Source organism: Mesorhizobium sp. M6A.T.Ce.TU.002.03.1.1 (genome assembly GCF_003997275.1).
GTDB lineage: Bacteria > Pseudomonadota > Alphaproteobacteria > Rhizobiales > Rhizobiaceae > Mesorhizobium > Mesorhizobium mediterraneum.
Genome location: NZ_RZTI01000035.1, coordinates 30,638 through 48,098, shown reverse-complemented (window position 1 = coordinate 48,098; position 17,461 = coordinate 30,638). Strand labels below are relative to the sequence as shown.

Here is a 17,461-nt window from a genome sequence, read left to right as displayed (position 1 = left end):
AAGGGAGCAGCGTCGCTCATGGTCTCCGACTGTGCCTTCATGACGGTGGTGATCGTCACCACTGCCGGCTTGTCGGCCGCCACGATCGGGGCGAACGATCCATTGGGCACCGTCATGCCGGTGACGGGAGGGGTCACTGTTTCTGCTAGGGCGCCATTCAGCTTGGGGGCGAGCGGCAGGATGAAAGGGCTGACGATCAATGCGGCGCCCAGCAAGGCGGCGACGCGATGTCTGCGAAGAATGTGGATGGGTGACATGGCCGTTGTCCGGGCGAGAAATTGGTCGGGCACCGTGGCGTTCCGGCTGGGAAACCGCCCATTCGGCGTGTCGAGGGTCGCCTTGCCTGTCTCGCCTGGCAGGCAGCCGACCGATCGACAGCCCCCGCATCTAGGGCGGCGATCGTGGTTTCCAGATGATATTACGAAGATTTAATATAACGGCCTGGCACCGGCCTGCCGCGATGGCGCCGAAACCCGAAAACAAAAAACCCGCATCAACGGCGGGTCGCTGGCGCAATCAGCACCATGCCAAAGTTACTAGCATAACTGCCGGCACAAAGCAAGAACAAAATCACTGAGACCCGGCACAAGAGCATGAACACCTCTGGCCCTGCTTCCGGCGTTGACGACTGGCGAAAGCCGTGGCGGCATCCAATCTCCCCCCTTGCGGAGGAGATCAGCAGCTTCGTCGACGGCGCCTGCCCGCATCTCTTCCCGTCCTGCCGGAGCCTCCTATGCGCCGATCCCGTCAGTCCGCCTGAGATAGCCGTTAGCGATCTCGCGCATCCGTTTGGCGTCGAAGCTCGGTCCGTGGCCGCCATGGCCGACGCGGATCGGCAGGTCGAGCAGCCGCTGCATAGTCCGGCGATAGGCGACGCGATCGGAGTCCGGCAGGTCGTCGATCAGCATGGCGTCGTAGATGGCGTCGCCGGCGAAGAACAGGCCGTCGGCCTCATCGAACAGCGCGATCGAATCAGGCGAATGGCCAGGCAGATGCAGCACGCGGAACCGCCTGTCGCCGAGGTCGACCAGATCGCCCTCGTCAAGCGTCCGCGTCAGCGGCGCCGGTGGGATTTTGTAATCGGCTGCTTTCCAGCCGGGCGCCGGCAGCTTGGAGACGGCGCCGTCGAGATCGTGGAACATGTGGGCGTAGGTGACCGCTTCGTCCATGCTGTCGAAATGCGCGGCACTCATCCTCGGCCCCGCCCGCGAGGGGAATTCGTGCAGCGAGCCGACATGGTCGAGATGGATGTGGGTGGCGACGACGAGCAGCGGCTTGCCGTCAGGCGTGTCGATCTCAGGCGCCAGCGGCCGGATGCCCATGCCGGTGTCGACGAGCAGGTCGACGTCGCGGCCGCGCAGATGCCAGATATTGGCGCGCACGAAATCATGCACGAACGGCTCGGTCAGCATCGTCGTATGGGCGTCGACTTCCGTCTTGCTGAACCAGTCAAGCATCAGGAGATATCCGGCATCAGACGAACGGCTTCCCGACCTTGTATTTTTCGGGGACCAGGCGCTTCAGATAGGCCATGCCCGCATCGGAGAGCTGGTTGACATCCGGCAGCATGAAATCGTCGGGCATGTGGCGCGTCTTGCCGGCGACGTTTTTCAGCGGCACTTTCCTCAGCACGGTTTTCTTGCCGTCATATTGCAGCGCTACCGATCCGCCGCCCTCCTCCGCCACCTTGACGGCGAAAGCGCCGGCGTCGAAGGCTTCCTGCGCATCGACGGCGCTGATGGCGCCGACATAGCCGCGCGGCATGTAGCCGAGCGCATCGACGCGCGCCCGCTTGCCCGGCAATCCTTCGGCCAGCGCACGCTCGAGAGCGGCCGGCAGGTCGCTGCCCGACAGCTTGACGTTGCCATGCGCATCGCGCTCCAGTTTGTCCGGCGGCACCAGACTTTCGACTAGCGCCTTGCCGTCGGCGGTGCTGACGCCTTCGGAGACGGCGACGATACAGCGCTTATGGCGATCGAGCGTGGCGCGAACATCGTCGATGAAGGCCGCAGCCGAGAACGGGCGCTCCGGCACATAGACGAGATGCGGGCCGCTGTCGGGGTCAAGCTGCCATGCGGCAGCGGCGGCGGTGAGGAAACCGGCGTGCCGGCCCATGACGATGCCGACATAGATGCCGGGCAGGGCACGGAAATCGAGGTCGACCGAGAGAAAGGCGCCGGCGACGAATTCGGCCGCCGAAATGAAGCCGGGCGTGTGGTCGTTCTCCTCGAGATCATTGTCGATGGTTTTCGGCGCATGGACGAAAGCCATCTTGCCGCCGGCGGCGTCGGTCAGGATCTGCTGCGTGCCCGACGTGTCGTTGCCGCCGATGTAGATGAAGGCGTCGGCGCCGGCCTTCTTCAGGCCGCTGAGGATGATTTCGCAGTAGGCGGCATCCGGCTTGTCGCGCGTCGAGCCGAGGGCGGCGCTCGGCGTGGCCGCAATCAGCCGCAACCGGTCCTCGGCAATGGCGGAAAGATCGACATAGTTGCCGTCACGAATGCCGCGCACGCCATGGATGGAGCCTAAAACCTTGGCGCCGGGATGCCGCTTGCGGATCTCGAGCGCGGCGCCCACCATCGTCTGGTTGATGACGGCGGTCGGGCCGCCGCCTTGCGCGATCACAAAAGTTCCGGACATGCTTCACGTCTCCCGAGCAGTGGCTTTGCAGGCACATTCGCCTGTCTTGCGAGATCACGCAACGGGAGAGTCGAGCGGCCGCGCCAGCCGCTATGAAGTCAGACGACAACCGGGAGGGTCAGACGACGACGACCGGGTTCTTCCTGGAGACGCGGCTGTAGAGGTCGATGATGTCCTGGTTGATCAGGCGAACGCAGCCGGACGACATCGCCTGGCCGATGCTCCACCATTCGGGCGAGCCGTGGATGCGGTAGCCGGTGTCCTGGCCATTCTGATAGATGTAGAGGGCGCGCGCGCCGAGCGGATTTTCGAGGCCGCCGGGTTGTCCGCCTTGCCATTTCACCAGCTCCGGCTTGCGGGCAATCATCTCGGCCGGCGGCGTCCAGACCGGCCATTCCTTGCCGTACTGGATGTTGGCGCGGCCGGACCAGCGGAAGCCTTCCTTGCCGATGCCGACGCCGTAACGGATCGCGTCACCGCCGGGCTGCACCAGATAGAGCAGCCGCTCCTGCGAATGGACGACGATGGTGCCGGGCTGCTCGCCGGTCGGGTCGACGACGATCTGGCGGCGGAATTCCGGCTTGACCTTGAGGTAGGGCACTTCCGGCAGCGTGAAGCCGCCATCGGTGACGGAGGCATACATCACACCAGGGCTGGTGATGTTCTTGTCGACGCTGATGCTCGGGCGGATAGGGGTGATCGCGCCAGTGGTGACGCCGTCGAGCTGCAGCGATGGCAAATCGAGCGTCTGGCTGCAGCCGGCAACCCCGAGCAGCGCCAGCGCACCGGCGCCAGACAACACCGCGCGGCGGGAAAGCTGGTTTTCGGAAATTTCGATTTCGACGGCGTCGCCATTGTACGGCGGCGTCAGACCTTGCGGCAACTCACGCATGTACCCAAACCCTACGCTATCGGCGGGAAACACGGTCCGGCCGGATCGATGGTATTTTCACCAATCATGGTTGAAAAAGCGTGAAGACGTCTTGCCCTACCTTAACCTCTGGCCGAGCCGTCGTGCCGTCTATTTCAATGCTGCCCCTTTACATCTTCGTGAGGTCGAGGATTTATCCTCTTCTTTGAGCTCAAGGAGACGAGCATGTCCTTCGAAAACTGGGCCGCCTTTGCCGCGGCCTCGACGATCCTTCTTGTCATTCCCGGCCCGACCATCCTTCTGGTCGTGTCCTATGCGCTCGGCCAGGGCTGGCGCACGGCGCTGCCGATGGCGGTCGGCGTCGCGTTTGGCGACTTCACGGCGATGACGCTGTCGATGCTGGGCATCGGCGCGCTGCTGGCGGCGTCGGCCACCGTGTTCACGGTGCTGAAGGTGATCGGCGCCGGCTATCTGATCTATCTCGGCGTAAAGCTGTTTCGCGCCGGTGGCACGCTCAGGGCCGAGCCGCGCCTGGATGCGGTGTCGTCGGCCAAGATGATGGCGCATGCCTGGCTGGTCACCGCGCTCAACCCGAAAAGCATCACCTTCTTCGTCGCCTTCCTGCCGCAGTTCCTCGACCGGCATGGCGATTTCTGGACGCAGATGCTGATCTTCGAAACCACCTTCCTGGCGCTCGCCTTCGCCAATGCCTTCGGCTATGCCCTGATCGCCGCAAGGGCGCGCAACGTGGTGCGCAATCCCCGGGCGATCCGTATCTTCAACCGCACCGGCGGCACGCTGCTGGTCGGCGCCGGCATCGCCACGGTGGCGATGCGCTCGGGCAATTGAGGACATGACATGGCAGTCAGGGACGCATTCGGCCTGACTTTTTCGGGCGCGACCGAAGCCGGGTTCACGCCCTACAGCCAAGCTGTCCGCGAACTGCAATGCTTCATCGGCGATCCGGTCGGCTCGGTCGACCGAGCCATCGCCGAGGATCCCGGCTTCGTCATGGCGCATGTGTTCAAGGGCTATCTCTTCGGCCTCGCCACCGAGCGCGAGGCGACTGCTGTGGCCAGGACATGCCACGAGGCGGCGCTGCCGCTTGCCGCGACGACGCGTGAGCAGGCGCACGTCGCAGCACTTGGCCATCTTGCCGCAGGACATTGGCATGAAGCCGCCCGTCTGCTCGAGGATATCGCCATCGAGTTTCCGCTCGACGCGCTGGCGCTGCAGACCGGGCACCAGATCGATTTCTTCACCGGCAACGCCCGCATGCTGCGCGACCGCATCGGCCGCGCGCTGCCGTCGTGGCAGAACGGCATGCCCGGCTATCACGCCATACTCGGCATGCAGGCGTTCGGGCTGGAGGAAATGGGCGACTTTGCGCGCGCCGAAAAGCTGGGCCGCGCGGCAGTCGACATCGAGCCGCGCGACGGCTGGGCGCAGCACGCCGTCGCGCATGTCATGGAGATGCAGAGCCGGCAAAAGGACGGCATCGCTTGGATGCGCGCCAACCCCGAAGCGTGGACGCAAGAGAGCTTCCTGCAAGTGCACAATTGGTGGCATCTGGCGCTGTTCCACTACGATCTCGGCGAGACCGACCAGGTGCTGGCGCTTTATGATGGGCCGATCTACGGCGAGCGCTCGACGCTGGCGCTCAACATGGTCGACGCCTCGGCGATCCTGTGGCGATTGCATCTCGGCGGCGGCGATGTCGGCGACCGCTGGGCGGCAATCGCCGCCAACTGGGCCAAGGCAAGCGCCGGCAACTATGCCTTCAACGATGTCCACGCGATGATGGCCTTCGTCGGCGCCGGCCTCGAAGCGCCGGCTCGCACCTTGCTCGAGGCGCAGCGCGAGGCTATGCGCGGCAACGACGACAACGCCGCCTTCACCCGGGACGTCGGCCATCCCCTGACGCTCGCCATCAAGGCATTCGGCGACGGCAATTATGCCGAGACGGTGCGCCTGATCCGGCCAATCCGGGCGATCGCCCACCGCTTCGGCGGCAGCCACGCGCAACGCGACGTCATCGACCTGACGCTGGTCGAGGCGGCGTTGCGTTCCGGCGACCATGCGCTGGCAAGGGCGCTTGCTGCGGAACGAGCGCTGGCGCGGCCGGACAGTCCGCTGTCGGCACTGTTCTCGCGGCGGGCGGACGATTCGCCGGAGAATTGACCGGAGGCGGTTCTTGTCTTAAAAACTGCCAAGTCAGATTTTTTCGAGATCCGAAAAAATTAATGACATTGGGAGGACACCATGTATCTCGGCCTCGATCTGGGCACGTCGGGCGTCAAGGCGCTTTTGATCGATGCCGGGCAGACCGTCATCGGCTCCGGCCATGCTTCACTCGACGTGTCGCGGCCGCATCCCGGTTGGTCGGAGCAGAATCCCGCCGACTGGATCCGCGCCTGCGAGGAAGCGGTCGCCGAGCTCAAGGCATCGCATCCAGGGCAGCTCGCCGCCGTGAAGGGCATAGGCCTGTCCGGCCAAATGCATGGCGCCACCTTGCTCGACGCCGGCGACCAAGTGCTGCGCCCCTGCATCCTGTGGAACGATACGCGCAGCCATGCGGAGGCGGCCAAGCTCGACGCCGATCCGCGCTTTCGCAAGCTCACCGGCAACATCGTCTTCCCCGGTTTCACCGCGCCAAAGCTGGTCTGGGTGAAAAACAACGAGCCTGATATTTTCGCCAAGGTGGCAAAGGTCCTGCTGCCGAAGGATTTCCTGCGGCTCTGGCTTTCCGGCGAACACATTTCGGAAATGTCTGACTCGGCCGGCACATCCTGGCTCGATGTCGGCAAGCGAGGCTGGTCATCCGACCTGCTCACTGCCACGTCGCTTGATGAGAAGCAGATGCCATCGCTGGTCGAAGGCACTGAGAAGGCTGGCGCCTTGCGCAGCGAATTGGCCTCGAAATGGGGGATGCAGGCCGGCACCGCGATCGCCGGCGGCGCGGGCGACAATGCGGCCTCGGCCTGCGGCATGGGCACGGTCGCAGCCGGCCAGGCCTTCGTCTCGCTCGGCACGTCAGGCGTGCTGTTCGCCGCCAACGCGTCCTATCTGCCAAACCCGGAAAGCGCGGTGCACACGTTCTGCCACGCGCTGCCCGATACCTGGCACCAGATGGGTGTCATCCTGTCGGCAACCGATTCGCTCAACTGGCTGTCGGAGATATCAGGAAAAGGCGCCGGCGAGCTGACCGCCGAACTCGGCGATGCGCTGAAGGCGCCGACCGGCGTGTCCTTCCTGCCCTATCTCTCCGGCGAGCGCACGCCGCACAATGACTCGGCCATTCGCGGCTCTTTTACCGGGCTTGCACATGAAACCAGCCGCGCCGTGTTGACCCAGGCCGTGCTGGAGGGCGTGGCTTTCGCCTTCCGCGACAGTCTCGAAGCCTTGGCCAAGGCCGGCACGACGCTGACGCGGGTGACGGCGATCGGCGGCGGCTCGCGCTCGCGCTACTGGCTGACGGCCATCGCCACCGCGCTCGGCCTGCCCGTCGACGTTCCCGCCGACGGCGATTTCGGCGCTGCCTTCGGTGCAGCCCGGCTCGGCATGATCGCGGCGACAGGCGCCGATCCGCTCAGAGTGTGCACGGCGCCAGCCACCGATGCCACCATCGAACCGGTCGCCACACTGAGCAACGCCTATGCGGATGCTTATCAGCGCTACCGGGCGCTCTACCCGGCGATCAGTGCTGTAACCGCGTGAGCCGGCGCTTACCCCCCTCTGGCCTGCCGGCCATCTCCCCCTCAAGGGGGGAGATCGGCAGCGTCGACGGCTATGCCAGTCTTGCGAGATCGGTGATTGGCGAAGGCGGAAAAGCCAGCCAATCTCCCCCCTTGAGGGGGAGATGCCCGGCAGGGCAGAGGGGGGTGCTTGGCTCCCACTTTGCCGAGATTTCCTCACTGCGCCGGAACCTTGTCGAGAAAGCCGGTGACGCTTTTCAGGCGGCCATTCTCGATGACGCCGATGTCGGTGCCTTCGATGACGGAATCAGTGCCTTCCGGCCCGAGATTCCACGAAAAGCGGATCGTGTCGCCAAACCCGTCCGGCTTACCCTTAAGCGAGAACCGGAAGCCGGCAAAGCGCTGCTGCACGCCGTCGATCAGTGCGGCGACGCCATCATGGCCGTCGCCCTGCATGATCGGGTCGCGGTAGCTGACGTCCTCGGTGAAGGTCGCCTTGAGCAAGGCTTGCCGGCGAGCCGCATCACTCTCGTTCCAGGCGGTGATGTAGTTTTCGGCGATCGTGTTGAGGTCGGTCATGGTCTGTCTCCGTTGTTGAGTGGCTTTGACACGACCCTTTTCACCCAGCGCCAGCGCGAAACCAATTACGCCTGAGGTAATCAGGACAGAACCATGCGAGAGGACAGACAAACATGACCAGCGGCTTTTTCGGCGACATCAAGACGATCAAATACGAAGGACCGGATTCTACCAATCCGCTGGCCTACCGCTTCTACAACCCAGACGAGGTGGTCGCCGGCAAGCGGCTGGAGGACCATCTGCGCTTTGCCGTCGCCTACTGGCATTCGTTCGCCTGGCCGGGCGGCGATCCGTTCGGCGGCCAGACTTTTGACCGGCCATGGTTCGCCAAGGCCGGCGGCACCGACACGATGGAGTTGGCCAAGCTCAAGGCCGATGTCGCCTTCGAGATGTTTTCGCTGCTCGGCGCACCCTATTTCTGCTTCCACGATGCCGATGTGCGGCCGGAAGGCAGGGACTTTTCCGAGAGTGCCGCGCGCCTCGACGAGATCGCCGATTACTTCGCCGGCAAGATGAAGCAGACCGGCGTCAAGCTGCTTTGGGGCACGGCCAACCTGTTCTCCAACCGCCGCTTCATGTCGGGGGCCGCCACCAATCCCGACCCGGATGTCTTTGCCTATGCGGCAGCGACGGTAAAGCACTGCATCGACGTCACCAAGCGGCTGAAGGGCGAGAACTATGTGCTGTGGGGCGGCCGCGAAGGCTATGAGACGCTGCTCAACACTGACCTTGCCCGCGAGCAGGAACAGGCAGGCCGCTTCCTCAACCTGGTCGTCGACTACAAGCACCGCATCGGCTTCAAGGGCACCATTCTGATCGAGCCGAAGCCGCAAGAGCCGACAAAACACCAGTACGATTATGATGTCGCCACGGTCTATGGCTTCTTGAAACGCTTCGGACTGGAGAAGGAAGTCAAGGTCAACATCGAGCAGGGACATGCGATCCTGGCCGGCCATTCCTTCGAGCATGAGCTGGCGCTGGCCAATGCGCTCGGCATCTTCGGCTCGATCGACATGAACCGCAACGACTACCAGTCGGGCTGGGACACCGACCAGTTCCCCAATAATGTGCCGGAGATGGCGCTGGCCTATTACCAGGTCCTGTTGGCGGGTGGCTTCAAGAGCGGCGGCACCAATTTCGACGCCAAGCTGCGGCGCCAGTCGCTCGATCCGCAGGATCTGCTGATCGCCCATATCGGCGGCATGGACGCTTGCGCACGCGGCCTCAAGGCTGCCGCCAAGATGGTCGAGGACAAGGCGCTGTCGGGTCCTCTGGCCGAGCGCTATGCCGGCTGGAACTCTGCCGAGGCCAAGGCGATGCTTGCCGGCAAGCGGACGCTGGAGGAGATCGCCGAGCGCGTCGTCAAGAAGAAGATCGAGCCGCAGCCCAAATCCGGCCGCCAGGAACTGCTCGAGAATATCGTCAACCGCTACGTCTGAGGTGTCGCGCCGGCGGGTCTCCTAACCGACCCGCCGGCCCGGAACAGCTTTGCGCGAGGGCGGAACCGGCGACAAGGTTTTGCCTCGCACGCCCCTCAATCGCCTCGCTCTTGCCTTCAAACAGCCGTCACGAATCTCGTATAGTGTGGTTCGTGGCGGGAACAGAAAGAAGGAGGCGAAACGATATGCAGCACGAACGCGAAATCGACGCCCTGCTCTCATCTGGCGAGGCCGGATCGATCATCGACCGGCTGATGGCGCTGCCGCATCCGAAGCATGGTGCGCGCAGTGCAAACGAATGGGATCGCGCGGTCGCCAGCCGCTTCGAGACCCACCTTGCGAGACAGATGCGCTCGCAGATCGACGGCAACAGCGACCGCCAGGACGCTGCCTAATCCCCCATTATCTCTGACGCAGCCTGACCGGCGCTTCGCCGAAAGCTCTTGAAAACGCCCTGGAAAATGCCGCGGCGGACGAGAATCCTGTCCGCCCGGCAATATCGGCCATGGCCACGCGCGTGTCGACCACCAGCCGGCGCGCGGCACCCAGCCGCAGCCTGAGATAATAGGCGCCCGGCGTTTCGCCGATCGATTTGCGAAAAATGCTTTCCAAGGTTCCCGCAGTCACCCCGGCGCGCTTTGCCACCGCGGCAATGGTCAAAGGCTGGTCGACATGGGTTTCCATCAGCCGGATGGCTTGCGCCAGCCGCGGATCGTAGCCGTCGAGGCGGCCGAGCGAGACCAGCGGCTGCGCATCGGTCGCCGCCCGCGCCTGGTCGTAGATGAAGACACTTGCCACATCGAGCGCGACGGCCATGCCGAGCCGCGTGCGAATCAGATGCAGCATCAGATCGAAGGTCGGCGAGGCGCCGCCGGAGGTGAAGACCGGCCCGTCGATGACGTAGCGGTCCGGGCGTACATCGATGCCGGGAAAAGCCGACGAGAAATCCTCCATGTCCTCCCAGTGGGTGGTGGCGCTGCGCCCTTCCAGCAAGCCCGCGCGGGCAACCAGCCACGTACCGGCCTCGACACCGCCGCAGGCGCGCGCGGCGCGCGCCGCACGGCGCAGGCCGGAAAGCAGAGCTGATGTGGCATAGTTCTGCGTGCCGAAGCCGGCGACCACAACAAGCATATCGGTTGTGTCCGCTGCATCGAAGCGGCCGCTGACCGCAACCGGCAGGCCGCATGTTGTGAGCGGCGCTTCGCCGGTCACCGAAACCAGCCTGAAATCGAACAGCGTCTCGCCGGCAATACGGTTGGCGGCGCGCAGCGGATCGACGGCCGATGCAACGCACATGATCGACGAGCCGGAAAACACCAGCAACGTCACCTTGAGCGGCGCGCGCTCAGCGCGAAAGATCGACGGCTTTTCGCTTTTTATCATATGGCCTTCGTAAAACGCAAAACAGTTTCCGGCAAGTCAGGCATTGTTGCCATCTGCTCGATTGGGCCCATGTTTGATTGGGCCATGTTTGATCGGAACCGTCTGTGCTGATTGGGAGAAAAGTCCATGCCGCTTGCGATGAACCGTGAGGTTTTCATTACCTGTGCCGTGACCGGGTCCGGCAGCTCGCAGGACCGCAGCCCGCATGTGCCGCGTTCGCCCAAGCAGATCGCCGATTCGGCCATCGATGCGGCAAAGGCGGGTGCGGCGATCGTGCACTGCCATGTGCGTGATCCCGAAACCGGCAAGCCTAGGCGTGACGTGCATCTCTACCGCGAAGTGACCGAGCGCATCCGCGCGGCAGACGTCGACGTGGTGCTGAACCTGACCGCCGGAATGGGCGGCGACATGGTGTTCGGCTCGCCGGAAAACCCGCTGCCGCTGAACGAAAAAGCCACCGATATGGGCGGCGCCACCAACCGCGTGGAACACGTGCGCCAGTGCCTGCCGGAAATCTGCACGCTCGACTGCGGCACCATGAATTTCGCCGAGGCCGACTACGTGATGACCAACACGCCCGGCATGCTGCGCACCATGGGCGGCATGATGACGGCGCTCGGCGTCAAGCCGGAGATCGAGGCCTTCGACACCGGCCATCTGTGGTTTGCCAAGCAATTGGTCGAGGAAAAGGTGCTGGATCCGGATGCTCTCGTGCAATTGTGCATGGGCGTGCCATGGGGCGCGCCGGATGATCTCAACACCTTCATGGCCATGGTCAACAACGTGCCGTCGAGCTGGACCTGGTCGGCCTTTTCCATCGGCCGCAACCAGATGGCCTATGCCGCCGCCGCGGTGCTGGCCGGCGGCAATGTCCGCGTCGGGCTCGAGGACAATCTCTGGCTCGACAAGGGCGTGCTGGCCACCAACGCGCAGCTGGTCGAGCGGGCGGTCAGCATCGTGTCGAACATGGGCGCGAGGGTCATCGGCCCGGATGAGGTGCGCAAGAAGCTCAACCTGACGAAGCGCGCGCCGCTTTGAAGGGAATCGGTAGGGAGGAGCCGCCGATGAAGACCGTGAAATTCACCGCCATGAAGGACGGCGACCGCGAGGATTACGCCTTCCTCACCGAGCACGAGATCGACTATGCGGCGAAGACCGGCGAGCGGCTGCTTGACGCGCTTGTCCAGCTCGACGAGGGGCTGTCCGGCTACAAGATCACCCGGCTTGGCCATTCGCTGCAAGCGGCGACGCGCGCATGGCGCGACGGCGCCGATACCGACTGGATCGCCTGCGCGCTGCTGCACGACATCGGCGACATCTACGCACCCTACAATCACGACGAATATGCGGCTTCGATCCTAAAACCTTTCGTGCGCGAGCAGTGCACCTGGGTGGTGGAAAAGCACGGCGACTTCCAGCGCCTCTATTACGCCCACCATCTCGGCGGCAATCCGCATGCGCGCGACCGGTTCGCCGGCCATCATTATTTCGACGACTGCGATGAGTTTTGCGAGGGCTGGGACCAGTCGAGCTTCGATCCGGACTACGAGACGCTACCGATCGACTTCTTCCGGCCCTTCGTGCTCGAAGTGTTTGCGCGCAAGGCCTATGACCCCACCGTGATCCGCGCCGGCGAGCGCGTGCCTCTCATCGATTCCAAAGTAGCCAGGACAAGAACCGGAGCCTCCGCATGAGCATCATCAACAAGGCGGCCGCCATCGGTGGCGGCGTCATCGGCGCCGGTTGGGTGGCACGGCTGCTCTTGAACGGCATCGACGTGTCGATTTTCGATCCGGACCCCGAAGCCACACGCAAGGTCGGCGAAGTGATGAAAGGCGCACGCCGCGCCTACAAGCAGATGCTGCCCGGCGGCCTGCCAAAAGAGGGCAAACTGACCTTTGCCAAGACGATCGCCGATGCCGTCGCCGATGCCGATTTCATCCAGGAAAGCGTGCCGGAACGGCTCGACCTGAAGCACCGCGTGCTGGCCGAGATCGACCTTTATGCGCCGGCTAACGCCATTGTCGGTTCGTCGACCTCCGGCATCAAGCCGACCGACATGCAGGTGGCGATGAAGAAGCATCCGGAGCGGCTGGTCGTCGGCCATCCGTTCAACCCGGTCTATCTCTTGCCGCTGGTCGAGATCGTCGGCGGCCAACAGACCTTTCCCGAGGCGATCGAGGTCGCCAAGGAGATGTACGCCTCGATCGGCATGAAGCCGGTGGTGATCCGCAAAGAGATCGAGGCTTTCGTCGGCGACCGCCTGCTGGAGGCGGCATGGCGCGAGGCGCTGTGGCTGATCAAGGACGGCATCTGCACGGTCGAGGAGCTCGATGACATCATGCGCTATGGCTTCGGCCTGCGCTGGGCGCAGATGGGCATGTTCCAGGTCTATCGCGTCGCCGGCGGCGAGGCCGGCATGCGCCATTTCATGGCGCAGTTCGGGCCGTGCCTGAAATGGCCTTGGACCAAGCTGATGGATGTGCCGGAATTCAACGACGAGCTGGTCGACCTGATCGCCACGCAGTCGGACGATCAGGCGCATGGCCTGTCGATCCGCGAGCTTGAAAAGATCCGCGACGACAATCTGGTCGCGATCATGGAGGCGTTGTCGAAGCAGAACAAAGGCAAGGGCTGGGGCGCCGGCGCTTTGCACAAGGACTATACCAAGCAGCTCGCCAAGCTTGCGGCGAAGAAGCCCGCCTCTTCCAAGGCAGCCGATAAGGCCAAGGCAACCAAGCCGGTGAAGGCCAAAGCTGAAAAGCCGAAGAAAAAGAAGAAGGGCTGAGACCATGGATTTTGGTCTTTCGGAAGAACAGAAACTCATCGTCGAGACGACGCGCGCCTTCGTCGAGAACGAGCTCTACCCGCATGAGCGCGAGGTCGAGCGCACCGGCGTGCTGCGCCGCGAGCTGATCGAGGAGATCAAGGCCAAGGCGATCGAAGCCGGGCTCTATGCCGCCAACATGCCGGCGGATGTCGGCGGCGCCGGCCTCGATACGGTGACCTGGCTGCTCTACGAAAAGGAGCTCGGCCGCGCCAATTACGCGCTGCATTGGACCTGCGTGGCGCGGCCCTCCAACATCCTCTTGGCCGGCACGCCAGAGCAGCGCGAGAAATACCTTTATCCCTGCATTCGCGGCGAGAAATGGGACTGCCTGGCGATGACCGAGCCGGGTGCCGGCTCCGACCTGCGCGGCATGAAGGCGACCGCCGTCCAGGACGGCGACGACTGGGTGCTGAACGGCACCAAGCATTTCATCAGCCATGCCGACCTCGCCGACTTCGCTATCGTCTTCATGGCCTCGGGAGAGGAAGAAACTTCGCGTGGAAAACGCAAGAAGATCACCGCCTTCTTCGTCGACAAGGGCACCAAGGGTTTTACGGTGCGCGACGGCTACCGCAACGTCTCGCACCGCGGCTACACCAACGCCATACTCGAATTCGACGATTGCCGGCTGCCCGGAGCCCAGGTGCTCGGCGAAGTCCACAAGGGCTTCGACGTTGCCAATTCGTGGCTTGGCGCAACCCGCCTGCAGGTCGGCGCGACTTGTCTCGGCCGGGCCGAGCGGGCGCTTGGCCATGCCATCGAATACGCCGCGCAGCGCCAGCAGTTCGGCCAGCCGATCGGCAAGTTCCAGGGCGTGTCGTTCAAACTCGCCGACATGGCGACCGAGTTGAAAGCCGCCGACCTGATGGTGTTCGAAGCCGGCTGGAAATACGATCAGGGCACCGTCACTGATCAGGACATGGCCATGGCCAAGCTGAAGGCCACCGAAATGCTCGCCTTCGTCGCCGACGAGGCGATCCAGATCCACGGCGGCATGGGCCTGATGGACGATTTGCCGCTGGAACGCATCTGGCGTGACGCGCGCGTCGAGCGCATCTGGGAAGGCACGTCGGAAATCCAGCGCCACATTATTTCGCGGGCGCTGCTGCGCCCGTTCGGGGGCTGATCGATGCACAGACTTGAACGTCTCCTGCGTCCACGCTCCATTGCCGTCTTCGGCGGCGCGCAGGCGGCTGCCGTCGTCGCGCAATCGATCAAGATGGGTTTTGCCGGCGATATCTGGCCGGTTCACCCGACCAAGCACGAGGTCGCCGGGCGCAAAGCCTATCGTTCCGTGGCCGATCTGCCCGGCGCCCCCGACGCTGCCTTTGTCGGCGTCAACCGGCATTTGACCATCGAGGTGGTCAAGGCGCTGGCCGAGCGCGGTGCCGGCGGCGCCGTCTGCTTTGCCGCCGGCTTTCTCGAAACCGAGGCCTATGATGAGGACGGCGAACGGCTGCAGGCCGAACTGGTCGCAGCGGCGGGCCGGATGCCGATCATCGGGCCGAACTGCTATGGCCTGATCAACTATGCCGATGGCGCGCTTCTATGGCCCGACCAGCACGGCGGCATCAGGCTGGCCGAGGGCGGCCGCGGCGTCGCCATCATCACCCAATCGTCGAACATCGCCATCAACATGACGATGCAGAAGCGCGGCCTGCCGATCGCCTTTCTTATGACCGCCGGCAACCAGGCGCAGACCGGCCTCTCCGAAATGGCGCTTGGCCTAATCGAGGACGACCGCGTCACTTCGCTCGGCCTGCACATCGAGGCCTTCGATTCGGTAGCCGGCTTCGAAAGGCTAGCCGCGCGGGCGCGTGAGTTGAGAAAACCGATCATCGCCATGAAGGTCGGCCGCTCCGAGCAGGCGCGGCAAGCGACGGTCACGCATACCGCATCGTTGGCCGGCTCCGATGCAGCTTCCGGCGCCTTCCTGAGGCGACTCGGCATCGCCCGCGTTGATTCCATCCCTGCCTTCATCGAGGCACTCAAGCTCTTGCACGTCACCGGCCCCCTGCCCGGCTACCGGCTGTCGTCGATGAGCTGTTCGGGCGGCGAGGCATCGGTCATGGCCGACAGCGCCGAAGGCCGCTGGGTGAACTTCCCGGCGCTGACCGCCGAGCACCGTGCGCACGTCAAATCGACGCTCGGGCCGCTGGTTGCAGTGGCCAACCCGCTCGACTACCACACCTTCATCTGGAACAACGAGCCGGCGATGACCGCCACCTTCACCGCCATGGTGTCGGGCGGCTTCGACCTCAACATGCTGGTGCTCGACTTCCCGCGTCCCGACCGTTGCTCGGACACCGACTGGTGGGCGACGCTACGTGCCTTCGAATCGGCGCTGAAGACCAACAAGGCGCGGGGCGCGATCGTCTCGTCGCTGCCGGAGAACCTGCCCGAGGAATACACCGCCGGACTGATGGCGCGCGGCATGGTGCCGTTGTTCGGCATTTCCGAGGCCATGGACGCCGCCCAGGCGGCAGCCTTTATCGGCTGGGCCTGGCGCGAGCCGCAGGCGCAGCCGATCGACACCTCCGCTTCCGGTGCACCGAGTGGCGACCATGTCACACCTGATGAGGCCGAGGCGAAAGCACGGCTGATCGAGGCCGGGCTTCCCGTGCCCAGGGGCGAACGCGCCGGCAACGCCGTCGAGGCGGTGATCTCGTCGATGGCGCTCGGCTTTCCGGTAGCGCTGAAGGCATTGGGCGTCACCCACAAATCCGAGCTTGGCGCGGTGCGGCTCAACCTCAGGGATGCCGAATCCGTCAGCACCGCCGCCCATGATCTCGATCCGCTCGGCACCGGCCTCTATGTCGAGCGCATGGTGCGCGACGGCGTCGCCGAGCTGCTCGTCGGCTTCACCCGCGACCCGATGTTCGGCGCGGTGATGACGCTCGGCACCGGTGGCGTGCTGGTCGAGCTGTTGCGCGACAGCGTCACGCTGATGCTGCCGGCGACACGCGACGACATCGAGGCGGCCCTGCGCGGGCTCAAATTGTTCCCGCTGCTCGAAGGCTATCGCGGTCGGCCGAAGGCCGATGTCGCGGCGGCCATCGATGCAATATCAGGCATCGCCGCCTTCGTGCAGGAAAATGCCGGCGAGATCGAGGAACTCGACATCAATCCGCTGATTGTCTGCGCGCACGGCAAAGGCGCCTGGATCGCCGACGCGCTGCTGGTGCTTGGAGAGAAAAAGAATGTCTGACGTCATTTCAACGCGCCGCGAGGGCACGATCCTCGAAGTCACGCTCGACCGGCCCAAGGCCAATGCCATCGATCTGAAGACCTCGCGGCTGATGGGCGAGACGTTCAAGGCGTTCCGCGACGATCCGGATCTGCGGGTCGCCATCGTCAGGACTGCCGGCGACAAGTTCTTCTGCGCCGGCTGGGACCTGAAGGCTGCGGCCGGCGGCGATGCGGTCGACGGCGACTATGGCGTCGGCGGGTTTGGCGGGCTGCAGGAGTTGCGCGACCTCAACAAGCCGGTCATCGCCTGCGTCAACGGCATGGCGGTCGGCGGCGGCTTCGAGCTGGCGCTGTCCTGCGACCTCATCTACGCGTCCGATCATTCCTCCTTCGCGCTGCCCGAGATCCGCGCCGGCACGCTTGCGGATGCGGCGACGATCAAGCTGCCGAAGCGCATCCCCTATCATGTCGCCATGGATCTTTTGCTCACCGGCCGCTGGATGGATGTCGCAGAGGCGCATCGCTGGGGCCTGGTCAATGAGGTGCTGCCCAGGGACAGGCTCGAGGACCGCGTCTGGGAGATCGCACGACTGCTGGCCGGCGGTCCGCCGCTGGTCTTCGCCGCGATCAAGGAGACGGCCCGGGTCGCCGAATCGCTCACCTTCCAGGACGCGATGAACCGGGTGACGCGCAGGCAGCTGCCGACCGTCGATGTCCTCTACGGTTCGGAGGACAACATGGAAGGTTTTCGTGCCTTTGCGGAGAAGCGCCAGCCTGTGTGGAAGGGACGATAACGTCGGAGATGATGGCGCGAGGCACCCCCCTCTGCCCTTCC

16 protein-coding genes and 1 pseudogene are annotated in these 17,461 nt (G+C 64.3%); 11 read left to right on the top strand and 6 right to left on the bottom strand.

The window, feature by feature from the left end:
- The 4 genes and pseudogenes from EOC93_RS13645 to EOC93_RS13630 form a co-directional block, all read right to left on the bottom strand.
- Nucleotides 1-257: pseudogene (locus EOC93_RS13645) on the bottom strand (serine protease); the annotation flags it as partial.
- 474 nt (nt 258-731) lie between these two features.
- Nucleotides 732-1,457: an MBL fold metallo-hydrolase gene (locus EOC93_RS13640; protein WP_127204875.1), complete on the bottom strand. Its 726-nt coding sequence runs from the start codon at nt 1,455-1,457 to the stop codon at nt 732-734.
- 16 nt (nt 1,458-1,473) lie between these two features.
- Nucleotides 1,474-2,640, bottom strand: coding sequence for a diphosphate--fructose-6-phosphate 1-phosphotransferase (locus EOC93_RS13635; protein WP_127204874.1), 1,167 nt, complete (start codon nt 2,638-2,640; stop codon nt 1,474-1,476).
- Nucleotides 2,641-2,758: 118 nt separating this feature from the next.
- Nucleotides 2,759-3,532: a L,D-transpeptidase gene (locus EOC93_RS13630; RefSeq protein WP_127204873.1), complete on the bottom strand. Its 774-nt coding sequence runs from the start codon at nt 3,530-3,532 to the stop codon at nt 2,759-2,761.
- A gap of 204 nt (nt 3,533-3,736) precedes the next feature.
- Between EOC93_RS13630 and EOC93_RS13625 the strand changes: the two genes are divergently transcribed.
- The 3 genes from EOC93_RS13625 to xylB all read left to right on the top strand — a co-directional run bounded on the left by EOC93_RS13625 (nt 3,737) and on the right by xylB (nt 7,228).
- Nucleotides 3,737-4,360, top strand: a complete 624-nt coding sequence (locus EOC93_RS13625; protein WP_095484427.1) for a LysE family translocator — start codon at nt 3,737-3,739, stop codon at nt 4,358-4,360.
- Between the two features lie 9 nt (nt 4,361-4,369).
- The gene (locus tag EOC93_RS13620) at nt 4,370-5,692 is read left to right on the top strand and encodes a tetratricopeptide repeat protein (protein ID WP_127204872.1); all 1,323 of its coding nucleotides are present in this window, start codon (nt 4,370-4,372) and stop codon (nt 5,690-5,692) included.
- Nucleotides 5,693-5,773: 81 nt separating this feature from the next.
- Nucleotides 5,774-7,228, top strand: a complete 1,455-nt coding sequence (gene xylB, locus EOC93_RS13615; RefSeq protein WP_127204871.1) for a xylulokinase — start codon at nt 5,774-5,776, stop codon at nt 7,226-7,228.
- Between the two features lie 194 nt (nt 7,229-7,422).
- Here xylB and EOC93_RS13605 read toward each other — a convergent pair whose 3' ends face one another.
- Nucleotides 7,423-7,785 (bottom strand): nuclear transport factor 2 family protein, encoded by a 363-nt coding sequence (locus EOC93_RS13605; protein ID WP_095484430.1) that lies wholly within the window; start codon nt 7,783-7,785, stop codon nt 7,423-7,425.
- Between the two features lie 113 nt (nt 7,786-7,898).
- Between EOC93_RS13605 and xylA the strand changes: the two genes are divergently transcribed.
- Complete coding sequence (xylA, locus tag EOC93_RS13600; RefSeq protein ID WP_127204870.1) at nt 7,899-9,224, top strand: xylose isomerase; 1,326 nt, start codon at nt 7,899-7,901, stop codon at nt 9,222-9,224.
- A 185-nt stretch (nt 9,225-9,409) separates the two neighbouring features.
- Nucleotides 9,410-9,619, top strand: a complete 210-nt coding sequence (locus EOC93_RS13595) for a hypothetical protein (RefSeq protein ID WP_095484432.1) — start codon at nt 9,410-9,412, stop codon at nt 9,617-9,619.
- Between the two features lie 7 nt (nt 9,620-9,626).
- On the opposite strand, the gene EOC93_RS13590 is transcribed toward EOC93_RS13595, so the two are convergent.
- Nucleotides 9,627-10,607, bottom strand: coding sequence for a GlxA family transcriptional regulator (locus tag EOC93_RS13590; protein WP_127204869.1), 981 nt, complete (start codon nt 10,605-10,607; stop codon nt 9,627-9,629).
- 126 nt (nt 10,608-10,733) lie between these two features.
- On the opposite strand from EOC93_RS13590, the gene EOC93_RS13585 reads away from it, so the two are divergent.
- Genes EOC93_RS13585 through EOC93_RS13560 form a run of 6 tightly spaced genes read left to right on the top strand, consistent with a single transcriptional unit; the run spans nt 10,734 to nt 17,420 of the window.
- Complete coding sequence (locus EOC93_RS13585) at nt 10,734-11,645, top strand: 3-keto-5-aminohexanoate cleavage protein (protein WP_127204868.1); 912 nt, start codon at nt 10,734-10,736, stop codon at nt 11,643-11,645.
- 26 nt (nt 11,646-11,671) lie between these two features.
- A complete protein-coding gene (locus EOC93_RS13580; protein ID WP_127204867.1) occupies nt 11,672-12,301 on the top strand; it encodes an HD domain-containing protein in 630 nt (209 codons plus the stop codon).
- Nucleotides 12,298-13,395 carry a carnitine 3-dehydrogenase gene (locus tag EOC93_RS13575; RefSeq protein WP_127204866.1) on the top strand — a complete coding sequence of 366 codons (1,098 nt, stop codon included), beginning with the start codon at nt 12,298-12,300 and terminating at the stop codon, nt 13,393-13,395. Before EOC93_RS13580 ends, EOC93_RS13575 begins: the two co-directional genes overlap by 4 nt.
- 4 nt (nt 13,396-13,399) lie before the next feature.
- The gene (locus EOC93_RS13570) at nt 13,400-14,563 is read left to right on the top strand and encodes an acyl-CoA dehydrogenase (RefSeq protein ID WP_127204865.1); all 1,164 of its coding nucleotides are present in this window, start codon (nt 13,400-13,402) and stop codon (nt 14,561-14,563) included.
- 3 nt (nt 14,564-14,566) lie between these two features.
- Nucleotides 14,567-16,645: an acetate--CoA ligase family protein gene (locus tag EOC93_RS13565; RefSeq protein ID WP_127204864.1), complete on the top strand. Its 2,079-nt coding sequence runs from the start codon at nt 14,567-14,569 to the stop codon at nt 16,643-16,645.
- Nucleotides 16,638-17,420, top strand: a complete 783-nt coding sequence (locus tag EOC93_RS13560; protein WP_095484439.1) for a carnitinyl-CoA dehydratase — start codon at nt 16,638-16,640, stop codon at nt 17,418-17,420. Before EOC93_RS13565 ends, EOC93_RS13560 begins: the two co-directional genes overlap by 8 nt.
- The last annotated feature ends 41 nt before the right edge of the window (nt 17,421-17,461 follow it).